This is a genomic window from Pseudomonas sp. 9_2_1, assembly GCF_059295275.1.
In genome coordinates, this window is the sequence record NZ_CM181239.1 from 4,140,557 (window position 1) to 4,156,713 (window position 16,157).

Consider the following 16,157-nt stretch of genomic DNA (forward strand, 5'->3'; position numbering starts at 1 on the left):
AAGCCCGGCAACTCAACACTCGCGCCATTGCGCCGGCTGCCGGTAAGCCTGCGCCCAGGCCTCCACCTCAGACGCCGGCATCGGCCGGGCTATGCAGTACCCCTGCGCCAGCTCGCAACCCAGGCCCATCAGCACCCGGCCGTGCTCGACACTCTCCAGCCCCTCGGCAATCACCTCACGGCCAAATGCCCGGGCCAGGCCGATCACCGCTGCAGTCAGCGCCAGGTCGTCCTGGTCATGCAGGATGTCGCGCACGAACGACTTGTCGATCTTGATCGTCTGGGTCGGCAAACGCTTCAGGTAGCTCAACGACGAATAACCGGTGCCGAAGTCATCCAGCGAAAAGCACACGCCCAGTGCACGGCAGGCATCGAGGCAGCGGCTGACGTGCTGCAGGTTGTCGATGGCCACCGACTCGACGATTTCCAGATCCAGCCGCGCCGGCGCCACCTCGGGGTACGCCGCCAGCAGTTGCTGCAAACGTTCGGCAAAGTCGCTGCGCTGCAAATGCCGTGCAGCAATATTCACGCTCAGTGACCAAGACCGGCCCTGGCGCTGCCAGGACTGCAATTGGTGCAGCGCCTGTTCGAGCACCCACTCGCCGATTTCGACGATCAGGTCGGTCTGCTCGACCCAGGGCAGGAAGTCGCCGGGTAGCACCAGCCCATGGCCGGGCCGTTGCCAGCGCAGCAGGCCCTCGAAGCCGAGGACCTGGCCCGTGCGCAGGTTGACCTTGGGCTGGTAGTACACGCACATCTCACCGTTGTTCAGCGCCCGGCGCACATGCGCCACGGTCTGGTGGGTGGCCTTGAGCTCCAGCTCCTGGGACACGTCGAACAGGTGATAGCGGTTGCGCCCGCGCTGCTTGGCCACGTACATCGCCTGGTCGGCATGGCGCACCAGGGTGTCAGCGTCTTCGTCATCCTGGGGGTACAGGGTAACGCCGATGCTGGCACTTAGCGCCAAGGTCTGTTCACGCACCTCATAGGGCGCCGCCAGTGCGCGCAGCACCCGACGCAGGGCCCCATGCAGATGGCGGTCGTCATTCATATCGCGCAGGATCAGCACGAATTCATCCCCCGACAGCCGGGCCACGGCATCACCGCCACGCAGGATGTTCTTCAGCCGCTGCGCCACCTCCATCAGCAGCAAATCCCCCATGGCATGCCCATAGCCGTCATTGACCGCCTTGAAACCATCAAGGTCCAGCATGCATACCGCCAGCGGGCTGTGCTCCTGGCGCGAGTATGCCAAGGCCTGGTTCAGCAGTTCGGACAGGTAGGCACGATTGGGCAGACCGGTGAGCACATCATGGCCCACCCGCCACTGCAAGGTATGCAGCAGCTGGCGCTTCTCGGTGACGTCGAAGCGGATCGACACGTACTTGCGCACCTGGCCGGTGGCTGGGTCGACCAGCGGCACCATGGTGCTGTCCACCCAATACAGCGACCCGTCCTTGGCGCGGTTGCAGATCTCGCCCTTCCATACCCCGCCCGCAGCCAGCGCCCGCCACATGCCAACGAAAAACGCGGGCTCGTGCAGGCCGGAGTTGAGGATGCGGTGGTTGGCGCCCAGCAGTTCTTCGCGACTGTAGCCCGAGATGCTGCAGAACTGCTGGTTGACGTAGGTGATGTTGCCCCGCAGGTCGGTTTCGGAAAAAATCGCAGCCGCATCCACGGCCGCGCGGTAGTTGTCATCCATAAAGCATCCTGCCTTAGCGGTTGAAGCGCTCCACCAGGGCACGCAATCCGGCGCACACCTGCTCCAGTTCGGCGCCACGCGAAGCGGCGGCGTTGGCGCTGCTGGCGCTGTGCCGGGCAATGCCGGCCACGCCATTGATCTGCCGCGAAACGTCTTCGGCCACTGCCGATTGCTGCTGCGAGGCCGTGGCCATCTGCTGGCTCATGTCGCTGATACGCTGCACCGCGTCACGAATGCCATGCAGTGCCTGCCGGGCCTCCTGCACCTGGGCAACGCCCTGCTCGGCCCCGATGATACCTTGGCTGGCAATTTCCACAGCCTCCTCGGCACCACTGCGCAGGGCGTCGATGATGGCCTGGATGTGCAAGGTCGACTGGCGGGTCTTGTCGGCAAGTGTCCGCACCTCATCGGCGACCACGGCAAAACCGCGGCCATGCTCGCCCGCACGCGCGGCCTCGATGGCCGCGTTGAGCGCCAGCAGGTTGGTCTGCTCGGCAATGCTGCGGATCATCCCGGCGGCGTCGGCGATGGCGCCGGTCTGACCAGCCAGGTGGCTGACCGCCTGGTTGATCTGGGTCACGGTGCTGGCCAGGGTGCGGATGGCCGCGCCACTGGCATCGGCCACCTGGCTGCCCTGCGCCGCCAGCAGGTGCGCGGTGTGCGCCTCGGCGGCAGTCAGCTGTACGTGGTTGGCCACCTGGCCGATGGAAACAGCCATCTGGTTCATCGCCGTGGCGCTGAGGTCGGTTTCGGCGCGCTGGTCCAGCAATGCCGCTTCGGTGCCGCGTGACAATTGCCCGGCATCATGGGCGGCCACGGCCATTTGCCCGGCCAGGTCGCTCAAGCGGGTCAACGCGGTTTTCAGCCGTGCCTCCTCACTGATCAGCATCACTTGCAGTTGCCCCGCAGCACCTGGCAAGTCGCTGTAGGTCAAGGCTGCGACCGGGTCGGCGAAGGTGCCCTCGGCGCCCTGCACAACCTGCTGCAACTGCCGTCCGACGGCGTTGCGCGCCCACAAGCCGTAGGCCAGGAACAGGCCCGCTGTAAGGCCCTGCCCCGGCAAGCCGGGCCACAGCTGGTTGGCACCCACCGCCAGCAGCCCACCCGCCAGTGGCAAGGCCAGGGCCTGAGCCAGCGAGCCCAGCCGGTGCGCTGCCGACAAGGCCGGTTGGCCGTTGCGCAGCCGTGCATACAGGGCCTCGGCGCGGGCCACCTGCTCACGTGTGGGGCACACCCGCACCGACTCGTAGCCAACCACCCGCCCGCCTTCGAGGATGGGGGTGACGTAGGCGTTGACCCAGTAGTAGTCGCCGTTGCGGCAGCGGTTCTTGACGATGCCCATCCAACTCTTGCCGGCCTTCAGGTAACGCCACATCAGCGCATACACCGCCGGTGGCATGTCCGGATGGCGCACCAGGTTGTGCGGGCTGCCGATCAGTTCGGCCTCGCTGTAACCGCTGATGGCAGTGAATTCGGGGTTGCAGTAGGTGATCAGGCTGGCGGTATCAGTGGCGGAAATCAGCCGCTGACCAGGGGGGAAACGTTGCTCGACCGGGGTGACCGGGAGGTTGAGGCGCACGATGAGACTCCATTCATTTGAACGCCAGGCGCCAGCTTGGGGCGGGGTCGGGAGGATTTTCCCGCAAACGGCCCGTTGCTGACTGCCCGGTCGGGCGCGGATTCTACGATTTCAGCCACATAATGCAAATAAACCTTACGAATCATGGCGTTATCAAAAAAGTCGAGGCTGGCTCGGCGATTGGCAAGCGGATTGCTACAAGCGGATTGCAAACTGTAACCAGGCACCGGCCATGCCCTGAACTGTTTTCTGTGCATTCCGATTGCGGTGCGCACCGAACTAGAGCCTGGTGGGCCGAGTTGCCCCACAACTGGTCAGACCGGTAAGGCCAAAAAGCCTTGCAATCTGGGATTTTTCGCGCTTTTATGGCCTGGCGCTGAACAAACCGGTAAGACCACAATAATTAAGTCCTGCGCTCTTTCGCCCCGTGCGGCTACCGAAGCAAGGACACCGATCAGAGATCACTTCCATGCTCAAATGGTGCTCGCGTTCGATATTCCTGCAAGTCGTGCTCGGCCTTGCCCTCGGCATTGCCTGCGGCCTCAGCTTCCCCGACCTTTCCTTGCAACTCAAACCCCTCGGCGACGGCTTCATCAAGCTGATCAAGATGTTGATCGGCCTGATCGTGTTCTGCGTGGTGGTCAGCGGTATTTCCGGCGCGGGTGACCTGAAAAAGGTCGGGCGCATCGGCTTGAAATCGGTGATCTACTTCGAAGTGCTGACCACCATCGCCCTGGTGATCGGCTTGATCTTCGCCTTCAGCAGTGGCATTGGCAGTGGTGCCAACATCCACCTGGAGCAGCTGTCCAGCGCCGATGCCAGCAGCCTGGCCGAGCGTGGCCAGCACATCCACGGTGCCACGGCGTTCTTCATGGACCTGATCCCCACCTCGGTGATCGGTGCCTTTGCTGACAACAACATTCTGCAGGTGCTGCTGTTCTCGGTGCTGTTCGGCAGTGCGCTGAACCTGGTCGGGGACTCGGCCGCCGGGATTTCGCGGTTGATCAACGAACTGAGCCATGTGATCTTCCGGATCATGGGCATGATCGTGCGCCTGGCGCCGATTGGCGTATTCGGCGCCATCGCCTTTACCACCAGCAAGTACGGCCTGGAGTCGCTGCAGCACCTGGGTGGCCTGGTGGCACTGTTCTACCTGACCTGCGCCGGTTTCGTCCTGGTCGTGCTGGGCACGGTGATGCGCCTGTCGGGCCTGAAGCTGTTGCCACTGATCAAGTACCTGCGTGAAGAGCTGACCATCGTCCTTGGCACCGCGTCCTCCGACGCCGTGCTGCCACAAATCATGCGCAAACTAGAGCACCTGGGCATCGGCAGCTCCACCGTCGGCCTGGTTATCCCTACCGGCTACTCGTTCAACCTTGACGGCTTCTCCATCTACCTGACCCTGGCCATCGTGTTCATTGCCAACGCCACTGGCACGCCGCTGGAAATGACCGACCTGCTGACCATCCTGCTGGTGTCGTTGGTGACTTCCAAGGGTGCTCACGGCATCCCAGGCTCGGCCTTGGTGATTCTTGCCGCCACCTTGACCGCGGTACCGGCGATTCCGGTGGTCGGCCTGGTGCTGGTGCTGGCGGTGGACTGGTTCATGGGCATTGGCCGTGCGCTGACCAACCTGATCGGCAACTGCGTCGCCACCGTGGCCATCGCCCGCTGGGAGAAGGACATCGACCTTGAACGTGCGCAGAACGTGCTCGACGGCAAGCTCGGCTTCGCCCCCACGCCGCGCAAACAGCCCAATGTCCATCAACAGGAATTCTGAGTGAACGTGGCCGGCACTGATGCCGGCCCTTCCAGGAGCGAACCGTGATCAGCTCATCGACCGTCGTCAACTCAGTGGTGGAAAAGCTCCGCCAGGCCCTGGCCCGTGGCCAATGGCGCAGCGGCGACATGCTGCCGGGCCAGCGCGACCTGGCCGAGCAACTGGGTATCAGCCGCCCAAGCCTGCGCGAAGCGGTGACCGTGCTGGAAACCCAGGGCCTGGTGCGCTCGTTGCCGGGCAAAGGCGTGCTGGTGCTGGATGCCGACGCCGCCGCCCAGGAGCCGGGCCTGGAAACCAGCGCCGCAGCCAGCCTGGCCGATGTGCTGGAGCTGCGCTACACCCTTGAACCGTTCATCGTCGGGCTGGTGGCGCAATCAGCCAATAGCCAGGATATCGGCCAGTTGCGCCTGACCCTGATGGACATGCGCGAAGCGCTGGAGGCCGATGACAGCGAAGCCGGGGTCTCGGCCTACATCGCCTTCCATCAGGCGCTGTTCGCCCTGACCACCAACCCGATCTTCCAGAGCGTGGTGCAGCAGACCGGCAATGCCCTCAAGCAAAGCGCCGACATGCTGCGCAACTCGCCCGAACACCTGGCGGCCCGGCTGAAAGAAAACGAAGCCGTGGTACGTGCCATACGTGAACGCAACAGCGCCCAGGCCAGTGCCCAGATGCGCCAGCACATCCTGGCCGAAGGGCTGCGCATGGGCATAGCGCTGAACATCCCGGACGAACACCCGCATCCATGACCCCAGGAGAGCGACCATGAACGCCGCCCCCCACTTGCCTGCCCTGCTTGCGGCAGGCGAAACCCGCCTGTCGGCCGAGCAGATCTACCCGCGGCTGTTCGATGCCATTCTCGAACAACGCCTGCCGCCTGGCAGCCTGCTGCCCGAACAGGCGCTGGGCCATGCCTTTGGTGTCAGCCGCACCGTGATCCGTCGCGTGCTGGGGCGCCTGTCCGACCAGCAGGTGGTGGTGCAGCGCCCCAGCCACACCGCACACTTGGCCGCACCCGACCCGGACCAGGCGCGCCAGGTGCTCAGCGCCCGGCGCCTGGCCGAAACCACGCTGATCACCCTGGCAACCCAACGCGCCCGGCCGGCGCAGGTGCGCCAGCTACGGCAACTGGTGGAGCGTGAGCGCCAGCATCATGAGAGCGGCGAGCGTTGCGCGGCGATCCGCCTGGGCGGGGAGTTTCACCTGAAACTGGCGCAGGTGGCCGCCAATGCGCCACTGGCGCGGTTTCTGAACGGTTTGGTGCCGATGACCTCGCTGATCATCGCGCGCTATGAGTCACCGTGCTGTGACCACTGCGCGTGGGAAGAGCATGCGGCGATCATTGATGCTGTGGAGCAAGGCGACGCCGAAGCGGCATTGGGGCTGATGCACAGGCACCTGGACCGCCTGGAAGAAAAGCTCGACCTGGGATGACCCATTCACAATCCAGCTACTTGTGTAGGAGCGGCCTTGTGTCGCGATGGGCCGCAACGCGGCCCCGGCAATATCTGCTGCGCAGCTGAGAGCCTGGGGCCGCTTTGCGGCCCATCGCGACACAAGGCCGCTCCTACAGAGGGAACGCGTCGGGCAGGCGATGGGCTGCGCAGCGGCGACTGCAACCCCACCCTATACTCCGAGAACCACCCCAGCCTCTACCAGGGAGGCGGTTGCGTGAGTTCTCGTATCCCTCTGCTGTTGTGCCTGCTGCTGGCGCTTGTCGCCTGCGCGGGCAAGCGCCCGCCTGCCCCACCACCGCCGGCGGTGCTCACCCCCGACGCCTGGCAACGCATCGACCAGGATCTGATCGATGCCTCGGCCGGCGCTGCGGGCTCGGCCAACGACTATGCCCGGCGCTCGATGCGGGTGTGGAAGGAGCAGGTGCAGCAACGCACCGAAAGCGACTTCATCCCTTGGTTCACCGGCTACTGGACCCAGCAGTGGCTGACCTTGAAAGTAGCCTGGTACAAGCTTGACAGTGGCAAGGGCCGGGAGCCTGCAGAAAAGCGCCTGGCGCTGTACCTGCAGGAGCAGTACCACGAGCGGGTGATCGAGCCGGTGGCCGAGCAGATCAACCCGGAGGGTATTCGCGACCGTGCCTGCGAGCTCTATCTGCAACTGCTCGGCCAACAGCTACCGGCCATCATCAGCCGCTACAACGCGCCGCCCGAGCAGTTCAGCCAGCGCCTCAACCGCATCCCCGCCATCAACCTGGGGCCGCCGGACGCACGCAATGCCAGCCTGTATCAGCTGCTGCGGGCCCAGTCGCTGGACCAGCAGCCGGCCTGGCAAGCCATGCGCCAGCATTTGCATCAGCAGGCCAGCAAAGGCCCGGGTAACACCGATGTGGGTTTGAGTTCGGTGGCCACCCAGGCCAGTGAAAAGCTTGGGGCTACCCTGGCCCCGCGGGGCATCGCCAGTGCCGTGGCGTCAGCGGTGGGCAAGGTGGCGGGTGCTATGATCTCGATTGCGGCGGCGGGCTACGGGATGATGACCCATGATCGCGAGCAGCCGCAGATGGTCGAGCAGCTGCGGGTGATCCTCAATGTGGCGTTGAACCAGGAATGGCAAGAGCTGATGGAAAACCGCCAGAGCGGGGCCATGGCGGGCGTGTATTACCTGTCGGGGCAGGTTGAGGACAGTTTGCTGGCCAGTGCACCACGGCCGCTTGAGCAACGTGTGGAGCAGCCGGTGAAGCAGCGGCAGGAACCCTTGATCATCCGCCTGCCTTAGCGGTTGCCTGTGCCGGCCCGATCAGGCCGAGGCCAGGGCCGAATTTGGCAACCCGAACATCCGGTCGAACGCCCAGTTGTAGGCAAAGGTGTAGCAAGGGATCAGCACAATGAACGCCATGTCCACCAGCAACGCCTCGACCAGCGTCATTCCGAGCCACCAGGCGATCAGCGGGATCAGATACACCACCAGGGTCAGCTGAAAGCCGATGGCATGCGCCACCCTCCGCGCCACGCTGCGCCCACGCTTGGCCTGGCGGCTCTCCCAGTACTCGAAGAGGGTGTTGTAGATCAGGTTCCAGAGCATGGCGATGGTAGTGATCATCACCGCCAGCGGCCCGGTATGGGAGGCCTGGGTATCCGCCAGGTAGGCCAGCCCGAGGGTCGACATGCACAGCCCGATCAGTTCATAGAAAGTCACGTAGACCAGTTTGCGTTTCATTCCCTGCATCGGGAGTTTCCTCTGAATGACAAAAGCGGTGCGATAATGCTTCACGCTGCTTGACAGCAAAAGTCAGCAGCTGTCAGATCTACTGACAGGAGCCTGACATGAATTTTTCCAGCGACAACATCCAGCTGTTTCTCGCCGTGCTTGACCGCGGTTCGTTTTCTGCCGCCGCACGAGCCCTGCAGCGGGTGCCGTCCGCCGTGAGCATGGCCATTGGCAACCTTGAGGCCGAACTGGGTTACAGCCTGTTCGAGCGTGGCTCGCGTGAAGTTCGGGCTACAGCACAAGCGCTGGCCCTGGAGCCACACGCCCGACTGATTGCCGAACAGCTGGGGCTGCTGCAGGCACATGCCCTGGAATTGTCGCAGGGGCTGGAAAGCAGTCTGACGCTGGCCGTGGTGCCAGACATCGACCACCGCCCGCTGCTGGCAGCCATTGCCCGCCTCGGTGAGCGTCACCCGTTGCTGGACATCGCCCTGCTCAGCGCCCAGCAAGAGGAAGCCTTGCAGTTGCTGGACAGCGGCCGCGTAGACCTTTGTGTAGCCTTTGCCGGCCTGCAGGTCGATGCCCGGCGCGGCTTTCAGCACATCGGCATGGAGTCGCTGGTGGCAACTCTGTCGCCGGCCCACCCCGCCCTGCGCGAGGGGCGCATCCAGTACTTGGAGGACCTGACCCGGGTGCGGCAGATCCTGGTACGCAGCCGTGACCTGCCACTGACTGACCCGCGCCCGTTGATCGGCGCCACGCACTGGTCTACCGACAGCTTCGACCTGGCCCTGCAGATGGTCGAAACCGGCCTGGGCTGGGGCGACCTGCCGTTGTCGCGGGTAGCGCCGCTGATCGCCAGCGGGCGCCTGGTACGTCTGGATTTTCGCAATACACGCAATGAACTCCAGTTACCCGTGCACATCTTCTGGCGCAAACAACAGCCGCTGCAGCAGGCCGCACGCCTGTTGATCGAACAACTGGGCAAGCCATGATTACCGTCTGTCGAAACGCCTGTAAGAAATTTCTGTAGGCGCTTCAATATTTTACCCCTTGAGCCGATATCCCGGTCGATAGGCCCCGCAATGCGTCATGAGCGCGCTGCGCCCTCCCCTCATTGGCTCAAGGTCTCGAAACATGAACCTGAAATTTCGCCACAAGATCCTGCTCAGCGCCTGCGGCGTCGTGGTCCTGGCATTTGCCCTGTTCACGCTCTACAACGACTACCTGCAACGCAACACCATCCGCCAGAACATCGAAGCCTCGGTGGAGCAATCCGGTGCCCTGACCGCCAGCAGCGTGCAGAACTGGATGAGCGGGCGCATCCTGGTGCTGGAAAACCTGGCCCAGGACATCGGCCAGCAAGGCGCCGGCGACACCTTGGCCGGCCTGATCGAGCAGCCTTCCTACACGCGTAATTTCCTGTTCACCTACCTGGGCCAGGCCAACGGTGTGTTCACCCAGCGCCCGGATACCCAGATGCCCGCCGGTTACGACCCGCGCCAGCGCCCTTGGTATGGCGCCGCAGCCAGCGCCGGGCAGACGGTGCTGACGGCCCCCTACCAGGGCGCGGTCGGCGGCCTGATGGTAACCATCGCCACGCCGGTCAAGAGCAGCGACAATGGCCAGCTGATCGGTGTGGTCGGTGGCGACGTGACCCTCGACACCCTGGTCGAGATCATCAACTCGGTCGATTTCGGCGGCATCGGCCACGCCTTCCTGGCCGACAGCAATGGCCAGGTGATCGTCAGCCCGAACAAAGACCAGGTGATGAAAAACCTCAAGGACATCTACCCGGGCAGCAACCTGCGGGTTGCCGCCGGCATGCAGGATGTCACCCTCGATGGCCAGGACCGCATCATCTCCTTCGCCCCTGTGGCCGGCCTGCCATCGGCGCAGTGGTACATCGGCCTGTCGATCGACAAGGACAAGGCTTACGCCGCGCTCAGCCAGTTCCGCACCTCGGCGATCATTGCCATGTTGATTGCCGTCGCGGCCATCGCCGGCCTGCTCGGCCTGCTGATTCCGGTACTGATGAGCCCGCTGACCACCATGGGCCGCGCCATGCGCGACATCGCCGAGGGCGAAGGCGACCTGACGCGTCGCCTGGCCGTGCAGAACAAGGACGAGTTCGGCGAACTGGCGACCTCGTTCAACCGCTTTGTCGAACGGATCCATGCGTCCATCAGCGAAGTGTCATCCGCCACCCGCCTGGTGCATGACCTGTCGGAGAAAGTGGTCAGCGCCTCCAACGCGTCGATCAGCGGCTCTGAAGAGCAGAGCATGCGCACCAACAGCGTGGCTGCGGCAATCAACGAACTGGGTGCCGCCACCCAGGAAATCGCCCGCAACGCCGCCGATGCCTCCCAGCATGCCAGCGGCGCCAGCGAACAGGCCCATGGTGGCCGTGAAGTGGTCGAAGAAGCGATCAGTGCCATGACTGCCCTGTCGCAGCGCATCAGCGAGTCTTGCGCGCAGATCGAAACGCTCAACGCCAGCACTGACGAGATCGGCAAGATCCTCGACGTGATCAAGGGCATCTCGCAGCAGACCAACCTGCTGGCGCTGAACGCCGCCATCGAAGCGGCCCGTGCCGGTGAAGCCGGCCGTGGCTTTGCGGTGGTGGCTGATGAAGTGCGCAACCTGGCGCACCGCACCCAGGAATCGGCGGAAGAAATCCACCGCATGATCACCAGCCTGCAGGTGGGCTCGCGCGAAGCGGTGCACACCATGAACACCAGCCAGGTTTCCAGCGAACAGACCGTGCAAGTGGCCAACCAGGCCGGTGCGCGCCTGGCCAGCGTTACCCAGCGCATTGGCGAGATCGATGGCATGAACCAGTCGGTGGCCACCGCCACCGAAGAGCAGACTGCCGTAGTCGAAAGCCTCAACCTGGACATCACCCAGATCAACGCCCTGAACCAGCAAGGGGTGGAGAACCTCAACGACACCCTGCGCCACTGCGACCAGCTGGCGCAGCAGGCCGGGCGCTTGAAGCAGTTGGTGGGCAGCTTCAGGATCTAATCGCTGGCATCAGGCGGCAGCGGCCAATGGCTGTTGTCGCCGGTACAGGCCCGTTGATATCGCCCCGTTTCAAGCCACAGCTGCTTCCCGCACCCGAGCCCGTCGCACCCAGGCCAGCAACACGGCCGCCATCAGCACAAAGCCCAGGTAACCGAACAACGGGTACACCTCGCCCACCAGGCTGATGAACCCCACCAGGCTGCAGCCAAACGCCACCACCCCGGTGACCACCGACCCCCAGCGAAACTTGGCCGTGCCCGCTGGCAACAGCCGCGACAGAAACGAGAACATGGTGCCGACAGCAGTGTTGACGATCATCCCGAAGATGATCAGGCACATCACAAGGCCCAGCAACGGCGATACTTCACTGGCAATCGACAGCATCGGCATCGGCAGGTCGGCCACGCTGTCCAGGCGCGACAACAGCCCGGCACTCATCACCAGCATCAGGCCACCCAATGCCGCACCACCGAGCAAGCCACCCCACACGGCGGTTTTCTCACCCTTGGCCGAGCCACCCAGAATGGCCAGGATCGGCGCACCCGCGACGATGTTGTAGGACACATACAGAAACGCCCCCAGCAACCAGTGGCGGGTGCCGGCCTGCTGCTGGCCGGCCAGCTGATCGAGCGCGGCGAAACTCTGTTCACGGCTGAACACCGCGTACAGCGCAATGGCCGACGCCACCAGGATCAGCAGTGGCGTGATGGCGCCAATGGCCAGGATCACCTTGCGCACGTCCAGGCACACGATGCCCACCACCACCAGCGTCATCAGCACGCTGCCGGTCAGTGCCGGGATGCCGAACTGCTGCTCCAGCAATGCACCACCGCCCGCCAGCATGACCACGGTGACCGCGAACATGAAGAAGGTGATCAACCAGTCGACGAACCGGCCCAGGTGCCGGCCGCAAATGGCCTGGATCACATCCTTGTGCGAGGTCGCCTGCTGGCGGTTGCCCAGCCCGGCCAGGGCCATGCCGAGGAAGGTGAACAAGGCGGCGCTGACCAACGCACCGGCCAGCCCCCACAGGCCGAAATCGACAAAGAACAACAGCAGTTCCCGCCCCGAAGCGAACCCCGCCCCCACAATCACACCGACAAATGCGCCGGCAATCTTCAGCTGCTCTTTCATGTGCACCTCTGATTTATTGTTGTTGTGCCTTTGAGGGCCTTTTCGCGGGCAAGCCCGTTCCTGCACCGCTGTTTCAGGAGTCGCCGACAAACGCCTGCACTTCAATCTCCACGTCCACGCCCAGCGCCAACGCCGAGGCGACGGTGGAACGCACTGGCAGCGCGGCACCGAAGAACTCCTTGTACACCTCGTTGAAACCGGCGAAGTGGCTCATGTCCGATAGCCACACCGTGGCCTTGACCACTTGGTCGAAGCTGGCACCGCAGGCCGCCAGGCTGTCGGCGATGCGCTCGCAGGCGGCGCGGGTCTGGGTCTGGATATCACCGCGCACAACTTCGCCAGCGCTGCTCATTGGCACCTGGCCGGAGAGGAACAGAAAACCACCGGCCTTGACCGCGCGGGAAAACGGGAACGGCAGGCTGCTGGGGAAACGCTGGATGTCATTGCTCATGGGAAGCTCCTTTCACGGTTGTTGAAAACGGGCCGGGGACAGGCGCTCGGGGGCCACCCCCTGGCGGACAAGACTGGGACACAGCGGTTGGCCGAGCAGCAGGTCGGCTGCCAGCCGTGAGGCGCCTGCAGCCGACTGGATACCATAGCCGCCCTGGGCCGCCAGCCAGAAAAACGCGGGGACGTGCGGGTCAAACCCGATCACCAGGTCACCATCGGCGACGAACGAACGCAGCCCGGCCCAGGTGTGGCTGGGGCGGCGGATCGCCAGGGTGGTCATGGCTTCGATGTTGTAGATGCCCAGGGCCACATCCAATTCCTCCGGTGCGGCGTCCTGGGGTTCGACCGGGTCGGCATTGGCTGGCGACCCGAGTAGCTGGCCGGCATCGGGCTTGAAGTAAAAGCTTTCATCGACGCCGATCACGGCCGGCCAGCGGGCGAAGTCGTGGTCCGCCGGGCCGGGGAAGGTGAAGGCGCTGCGTCGGCAGGGTTGCAGGCCGACCGGTGCCACGCCGCACTGCTCGGCCACGCGGTCGGCCCAGGCACCTGCGGCATTGACCAGCTGGCGCGCCTGCACGTGGCTGCCATCGCCCAGCTCGATTTGCCAAAGGTCATTCTGGTAGCTGGCCCTGAGCAGCTCGGCATTGCAGCGCAGTTCACCACCGGCAGCACGGTAGCCGCGCAAGAAGCCCTGATGCAGCGCATGCACGTCCAGGTCCATGGCACCCGGCTCGAGCACCGCGCCGGCCAAGGTCTCGCTTCGCAGGCTGGGCACCAGGGCCAGCGCGGCGTCGCGGTCAAGCAGGCTGACTTCGGTGCCATTGGCCACGTTCTGCGCGTGGGTCTGCTCGAGCAGCTCGCGCTGCTCCACGCTCGCCACATACAGGCAGCCACGCGGTTCCAGCAGCGGGTGCTCGCAGAAACCCGCCGGCGGGGCGTGGTAGAACGCCCGGCTGGCGCGGGTCAGGGCCTGGATCTGCGGGGTGCCGTATGCCTCCATGAACATCGCCGCCGAGCGCCCGGTGGCATGGTAGCCAGGCTGCGACTCGCGCTCGAGCAACAGCACCCGCTGTTGACCCCCCAGGCGATAGCCCAGCGACGCACCGGCAATGCCGGCACCGATGATAAGGGTGTCGTAGATCGGGATCATGCACACTCCTGCCAGCTTAATTATCATTTATGAGAATTCTAATATATGAGAATTTAGAAATGCGCAAGGGTCCAAGGTAAGATGCCCGACCAACGCCGCATGCCGAGAGCCCTGAATGCCCGCTGCCCTTCCCCTGCTAGACCGCGCTGTAGTCGGCCAGCGCCTGCGCCAGGTGCGCAAGGCACGCCAGATGACCCTCAAGCAATTGTCCGAAGCCAGTGGCGTGCCGCTGTCCACCTTGTCGAAAATGGAACTGGCGCAGGTGTCGGTCAGCTATGAAAAACTTGCCGCTGCCGCGCGGGCACTGAATGTCGATATCGCCCAGTTACTACGCGCCAGCGGTACGGTGAGCGCCCCGGTGCCGGTGACCGTGGTGGTCGATTCATTGCCGGCAGCGGCGGGTTATTCGACCGGCACCTATGATTACTATCCGATTGCCGGCGACTTTCCCGAACGGCGCATGACGCCGGCCTATGCCCGCATCATCGCCAGGGAACGCGGCCAGTTCGACGATTTTATCCGCCATCCCGGTCAGGAGTTCGCGCTGGTGCTGAGCGGGCGTGTGCGCATCGAGTTCGAGACCGGTGAGGCGGTGAGCATCGGGCCACAGGAGACGGCGTATTTTGACAGCCAGGTGGGGCACATCTACCTGTCGGAAAGCGACGACGGCGGCGTTGCCCACGTGATGGTGGTGATGACTGATCGCTGATCGGCCGCGGTTATAACCTAATAACGAACAAGTCTATTTGGCTATAAAAAAATCTATATGCTGGCTGCATCCGATAACGGGCAAAGTTGGGCAGTCGAGTAGCGTATGGATGTAGGTTCTTTCGGTTTCACCATTGCGGGCCTGGTCGTGGGTTTCATCGTCGGCATGACCGGCGTCGGTGGCGGCTCGCTGATGACCCCTATCCTGCTGTGGTTCGGCATCAGCCCGGCCACCGCTGTCGGCACCGACCTGTTGTACGCCGCCATCACCAAAGCCAGCGGCGTATGGGTGCATGCCCGACACAAGAACATCGACTGGAAGATCACCGGCTATCTGAGCCTGGGCAGCGTGCCCGCCGCTGCACTGACCCTGTGGTTCCTCAGCACCCTGCACACCGATACCTCGGCGCTCAACGCCATTATCAAGCAAGGCCTTGCCGTGGTGCTGATCCTCACTGCGCTGGCCATCCTGTTCAAATCGCGCCTGCAGGCCTTCGCCAACCGCCATGCCGGTGACCACTACCACCTCAGCGACCGCAGCCTGAACACCCTGACCGTGCTGACCGGCGTGGTGCTGGGGGTGATGGTCACGCTCACCTCCATCGGTGCAGGCGCACTCGGTACCGTGGCGCTGTTCCTGCTGTACCCGTTCCTGGTCACCCGCCGCCTGGTCGGTACCGAAATCGCCCACGCCGTGCCACTGACCCTGGTAGCAGGCCTGGGCCATGCGGGCATGGGCAACATGGACTGGTCGCTGCTGGGCTATCTGCTGCTGGGCTCGCTGCCGGGCATCTATCTGGGCAGCCACCTCACCGGGCGCATCTCCGACCGTGTGCTGCGCCCGTGCCTGGCGGCGATGCTGTTGCTGATCGGCTACAAGCTGGCTTTCTGAAGGCAGAGCGCGCCTTATACGATGCGCAATCGCCAACGGCCTGCACGGCTCAGTTGCAACCGGGAAAGCGGCAGTACGTCAATCGCATGGAAGGCTGAAAGTGGGCAGTCCATCAGGTTCATGAGCACTGCCCGGATGACCAAAGGGTGTGTGACGCAACACCATTCCCCTGGCTGATCGAAGCCGCCCAACCAGCCAGCGAGACGCCGGCGCAGCTCGACAAACGTCTCGCCGCCGTGCACATCGCTGGCTGGATTTTCCAGCCACTCGGCCAACGCCTGCGGTTGCTCGGCCTGCAAGTGCTTCAAGGTCAAACCCTGCCAACGCCCCAGGTCGCAATCGGCCAATGCCGGCTCGACCTGCGCCGGCCCGGCCATCCATGCTGCAGTCTCGCAGGCCCGGCGCTCTGGGGCCGTCAGCAGTTGCATTCCTGCCAGGTTGAGGCATGGTGCCCCGGTCAACGGCAGGATGCCATCATCCACACAGTGCAGGCGCCCGGTCTTCTGGGCCTGGGTCAGGGCATGGCAGATCAGGGTCAGGCGGACGGCTTTCACCGGTATTCTCTCGCGCGTGCTGG

General features: G+C 64.1%; 15 protein-coding genes and 2 pseudogenes. 9 read left to right on the forward strand and 8 right to left on the reverse strand.

Features of this window, described 5'->3' with window-relative positions; genetic code table 11:
- Window positions 1-12 precede the first annotated feature (12 nt).
- The 3 genes and pseudogenes from AC5O5I_RS18715 to AC5O5I_RS18725 all read right to left on the reverse strand — a co-directional run.
- Window positions 13-1,701 carry a putative bifunctional diguanylate cyclase/phosphodiesterase gene (locus AC5O5I_RS18715; RefSeq protein WP_172285619.1) on the reverse strand — a complete coding sequence of 563 codons (1,689 nt, stop codon included), beginning with the start codon at window positions 1,699-1,701 and terminating at the stop codon, window positions 13-15.
- A gap of 13 nt (window positions 1,702-1,714) precedes the next feature.
- Entirely contained in the window at window positions 1,715-2,590 is an 876-nt protein-coding gene (locus AC5O5I_RS18720; protein WP_494512776.1) for a methyl-accepting chemotaxis protein, read from the reverse strand.
- A gap of 408 nt (window positions 2,591-2,998) precedes the next feature.
- Window positions 2,999-3,280: pseudogene (locus AC5O5I_RS18725) on the reverse strand (PAS domain-containing protein); the annotation flags it as partial.
- 469 nt (window positions 3,281-3,749) lie between these two features.
- Here AC5O5I_RS18725 and AC5O5I_RS18730 point away from each other — a divergent pair.
- From AC5O5I_RS18730 to AC5O5I_RS18745, 4 genes are all read left to right on the forward strand, one after another.
- Window positions 3,750-5,060, forward strand: a complete 1,311-nt coding sequence (locus tag AC5O5I_RS18730; protein WP_172230613.1) for a C4-dicarboxylate transporter DctA — start codon at window positions 3,750-3,752, stop codon at window positions 5,058-5,060.
- Window positions 5,061-5,104: 44 nt separating this feature from the next.
- A complete protein-coding gene (locus AC5O5I_RS18735) occupies window positions 5,105-5,809 on the forward strand; it encodes a FadR/GntR family transcriptional regulator (RefSeq protein WP_172230616.1) in 705 nt (234 codons plus the stop codon).
- Window positions 5,810-5,825: 16 nt separating this feature from the next.
- Window positions 5,826-6,494, forward strand: coding sequence for a GntR family transcriptional regulator (locus AC5O5I_RS18740; RefSeq protein WP_172230619.1), 669 nt, complete (start codon window positions 5,826-5,828; stop codon window positions 6,492-6,494).
- A gap of 237 nt (window positions 6,495-6,731) precedes the next feature.
- Complete coding sequence (locus tag AC5O5I_RS18745) at window positions 6,732-7,790, forward strand: hypothetical protein (protein WP_172230624.1); 1,059 nt, start codon at window positions 6,732-6,734, stop codon at window positions 7,788-7,790.
- Window positions 7,791-7,811: 21 nt separating this feature from the next.
- Here the strand turns inward: AC5O5I_RS18745 and AC5O5I_RS18750 are convergent, their stop codons facing one another.
- Window positions 7,812-8,240 carry a PACE efflux transporter gene (locus AC5O5I_RS18750; protein ID WP_172230627.1) on the reverse strand — a complete coding sequence of 143 codons (429 nt, stop codon included), beginning with the start codon at window positions 8,238-8,240 and terminating at the stop codon, window positions 7,812-7,814.
- 98 nt (window positions 8,241-8,338) lie between these two features.
- On the opposite strand from AC5O5I_RS18750, the gene AC5O5I_RS18755 reads away from it, so the two are divergent.
- The 3 genes and pseudogenes from AC5O5I_RS18755 (at window position 8,339) to AC5O5I_RS18765 (ending at window position 11,246) form a co-directional block, all read left to right on the forward strand.
- A complete protein-coding gene (locus tag AC5O5I_RS18755; RefSeq protein WP_494511309.1) occupies window positions 8,339-9,217 on the forward strand; it encodes a LysR family transcriptional regulator in 879 nt (292 codons plus the stop codon).
- Between the two features lie 142 nt (window positions 9,218-9,359).
- Window positions 9,360-10,391 (forward strand): annotated as a pseudogene (mcpA, locus tag AC5O5I_RS18760) (methyl-accepting chemotaxis protein McpA); the annotation flags it as partial.
- Window positions 10,392-10,505: 114 nt separating this feature from the next.
- Entirely contained in the window at window positions 10,506-11,246 is a 741-nt protein-coding gene (locus AC5O5I_RS18765; protein WP_374045940.1) for a methyl-accepting chemotaxis protein, read from the forward strand.
- Window positions 11,247-11,315: 69 nt separating this feature from the next.
- Here AC5O5I_RS18765 and AC5O5I_RS18770 read toward each other — a convergent pair whose 3' ends face one another.
- The 3 genes from AC5O5I_RS18770 to AC5O5I_RS18780 form a co-directional block, all read right to left on the reverse strand.
- Entirely contained in the window at window positions 11,316-12,380 is a 1,065-nt protein-coding gene (locus AC5O5I_RS18770) for a YkvI family membrane protein (protein ID WP_172230989.1), read from the reverse strand.
- A 73-nt stretch (window positions 12,381-12,453) separates the two neighbouring features.
- Window positions 12,454-12,831: a RidA family protein gene (locus tag AC5O5I_RS18775; protein WP_172287086.1), complete on the reverse strand. Its 378-nt coding sequence runs from the start codon at window positions 12,829-12,831 to the stop codon at window positions 12,454-12,456.
- Between the two features lie 12 nt (window positions 12,832-12,843).
- Complete coding sequence (locus tag AC5O5I_RS18780; RefSeq protein ID WP_494511310.1) at window positions 12,844-13,980, reverse strand: NAD(P)/FAD-dependent oxidoreductase; 1,137 nt, start codon at window positions 13,978-13,980, stop codon at window positions 12,844-12,846.
- Between the two features lie 115 nt (window positions 13,981-14,095).
- Between AC5O5I_RS18780 and AC5O5I_RS18785 the strand changes: the two genes are divergently transcribed.
- Both AC5O5I_RS18785 and AC5O5I_RS18790 read left to right on the forward strand, forming a co-directional pair.
- Window positions 14,096-14,689, forward strand: a complete 594-nt coding sequence (locus AC5O5I_RS18785; RefSeq protein WP_172287084.1) for a helix-turn-helix domain-containing protein — start codon at window positions 14,096-14,098, stop codon at window positions 14,687-14,689.
- 105 nt (window positions 14,690-14,794) lie between these two features.
- Window positions 14,795-15,580, forward strand: a complete 786-nt coding sequence (locus AC5O5I_RS18790) for a sulfite exporter TauE/SafE family protein (RefSeq protein WP_172230977.1) — start codon at window positions 14,795-14,797, stop codon at window positions 15,578-15,580.
- Between the two features lie 14 nt (window positions 15,581-15,594).
- Here the strand turns inward: AC5O5I_RS18790 and AC5O5I_RS18795 are convergent, their stop codons facing one another.
- Window positions 15,595-16,134, reverse strand: coding sequence for a histidine phosphatase family protein (locus AC5O5I_RS18795; protein WP_172287083.1), 540 nt, complete (start codon window positions 16,132-16,134; stop codon window positions 15,595-15,597).
- Window positions 16,135-16,157: the final 23 nt, after the last annotated feature.

What these genes read in the sequence shown, in the direction of transcription:
- AC5O5I_RS18715 (WP_172285619.1), bottom strand. Translation starts at nt 1,701, where the DNA reads ATGGATGACAACTACCGCGCGGCCGTGGATGCGGCTGCGATTTTTTCC.
- AC5O5I_RS18720 (WP_494512776.1), bottom strand. Translation starts at nt 2,590, where the DNA reads ATGCTGATCAGTGAGGAGGCACGGCTGAAAACCGCGTTGACCCGCTTG.
- AC5O5I_RS18730 (WP_172230613.1), top strand. Translation starts at nt 3,750, where the DNA reads ATGCTCAAATGGTGCTCGCGTTCGATATTCCTGCAAGTCGTGCTCGGC.
- AC5O5I_RS18740 (WP_172230619.1), top strand. Translation starts at nt 5,826, where the DNA reads ATGAACGCCGCCCCCCACTTGCCTGCCCTGCTTGCGGCAGGCGAAACC.
- AC5O5I_RS18750 (WP_172230627.1), bottom strand. Translation starts at nt 8,240, where the DNA reads ATGCAGGGAATGAAACGCAAACTGGTCTACGTGACTTTCTATGAACTG.
- AC5O5I_RS18755 (WP_494511309.1), top strand. Translation starts at nt 8,339, where the DNA reads ATGAATTTTTCCAGCGACAACATCCAGCTGTTTCTCGCCGTGCTTGAC.
- AC5O5I_RS18765 (WP_374045940.1), top strand. Translation starts at nt 10,506, where the DNA reads ATGCGCACCAACAGCGTGGCTGCGGCAATCAACGAACTGGGTGCCGCC.
- AC5O5I_RS18770 (WP_172230989.1), bottom strand. Translation starts at nt 12,380, where the DNA reads ATGAAAGAGCAGCTGAAGATTGCCGGCGCATTTGTCGGTGTGATTGTG.
- AC5O5I_RS18775 (WP_172287086.1), bottom strand. Translation starts at nt 12,831, where the DNA reads ATGAGCAATGACATCCAGCGTTTCCCCAGCAGCCTGCCGTTCCCGTTT.
- AC5O5I_RS18780 (WP_494511310.1), bottom strand. Translation starts at nt 13,980, where the DNA reads ATGATCCCGATCTACGACACCCTTATCATCGGTGCCGGCATTGCCGGT.
- AC5O5I_RS18785 (WP_172287084.1), top strand. Translation starts at nt 14,096, where the DNA reads ATGCCCGCTGCCCTTCCCCTGCTAGACCGCGCTGTAGTCGGCCAGCGC.
- AC5O5I_RS18790 (WP_172230977.1), top strand. Translation starts at nt 14,795, where the DNA reads ATGGATGTAGGTTCTTTCGGTTTCACCATTGCGGGCCTGGTCGTGGGT.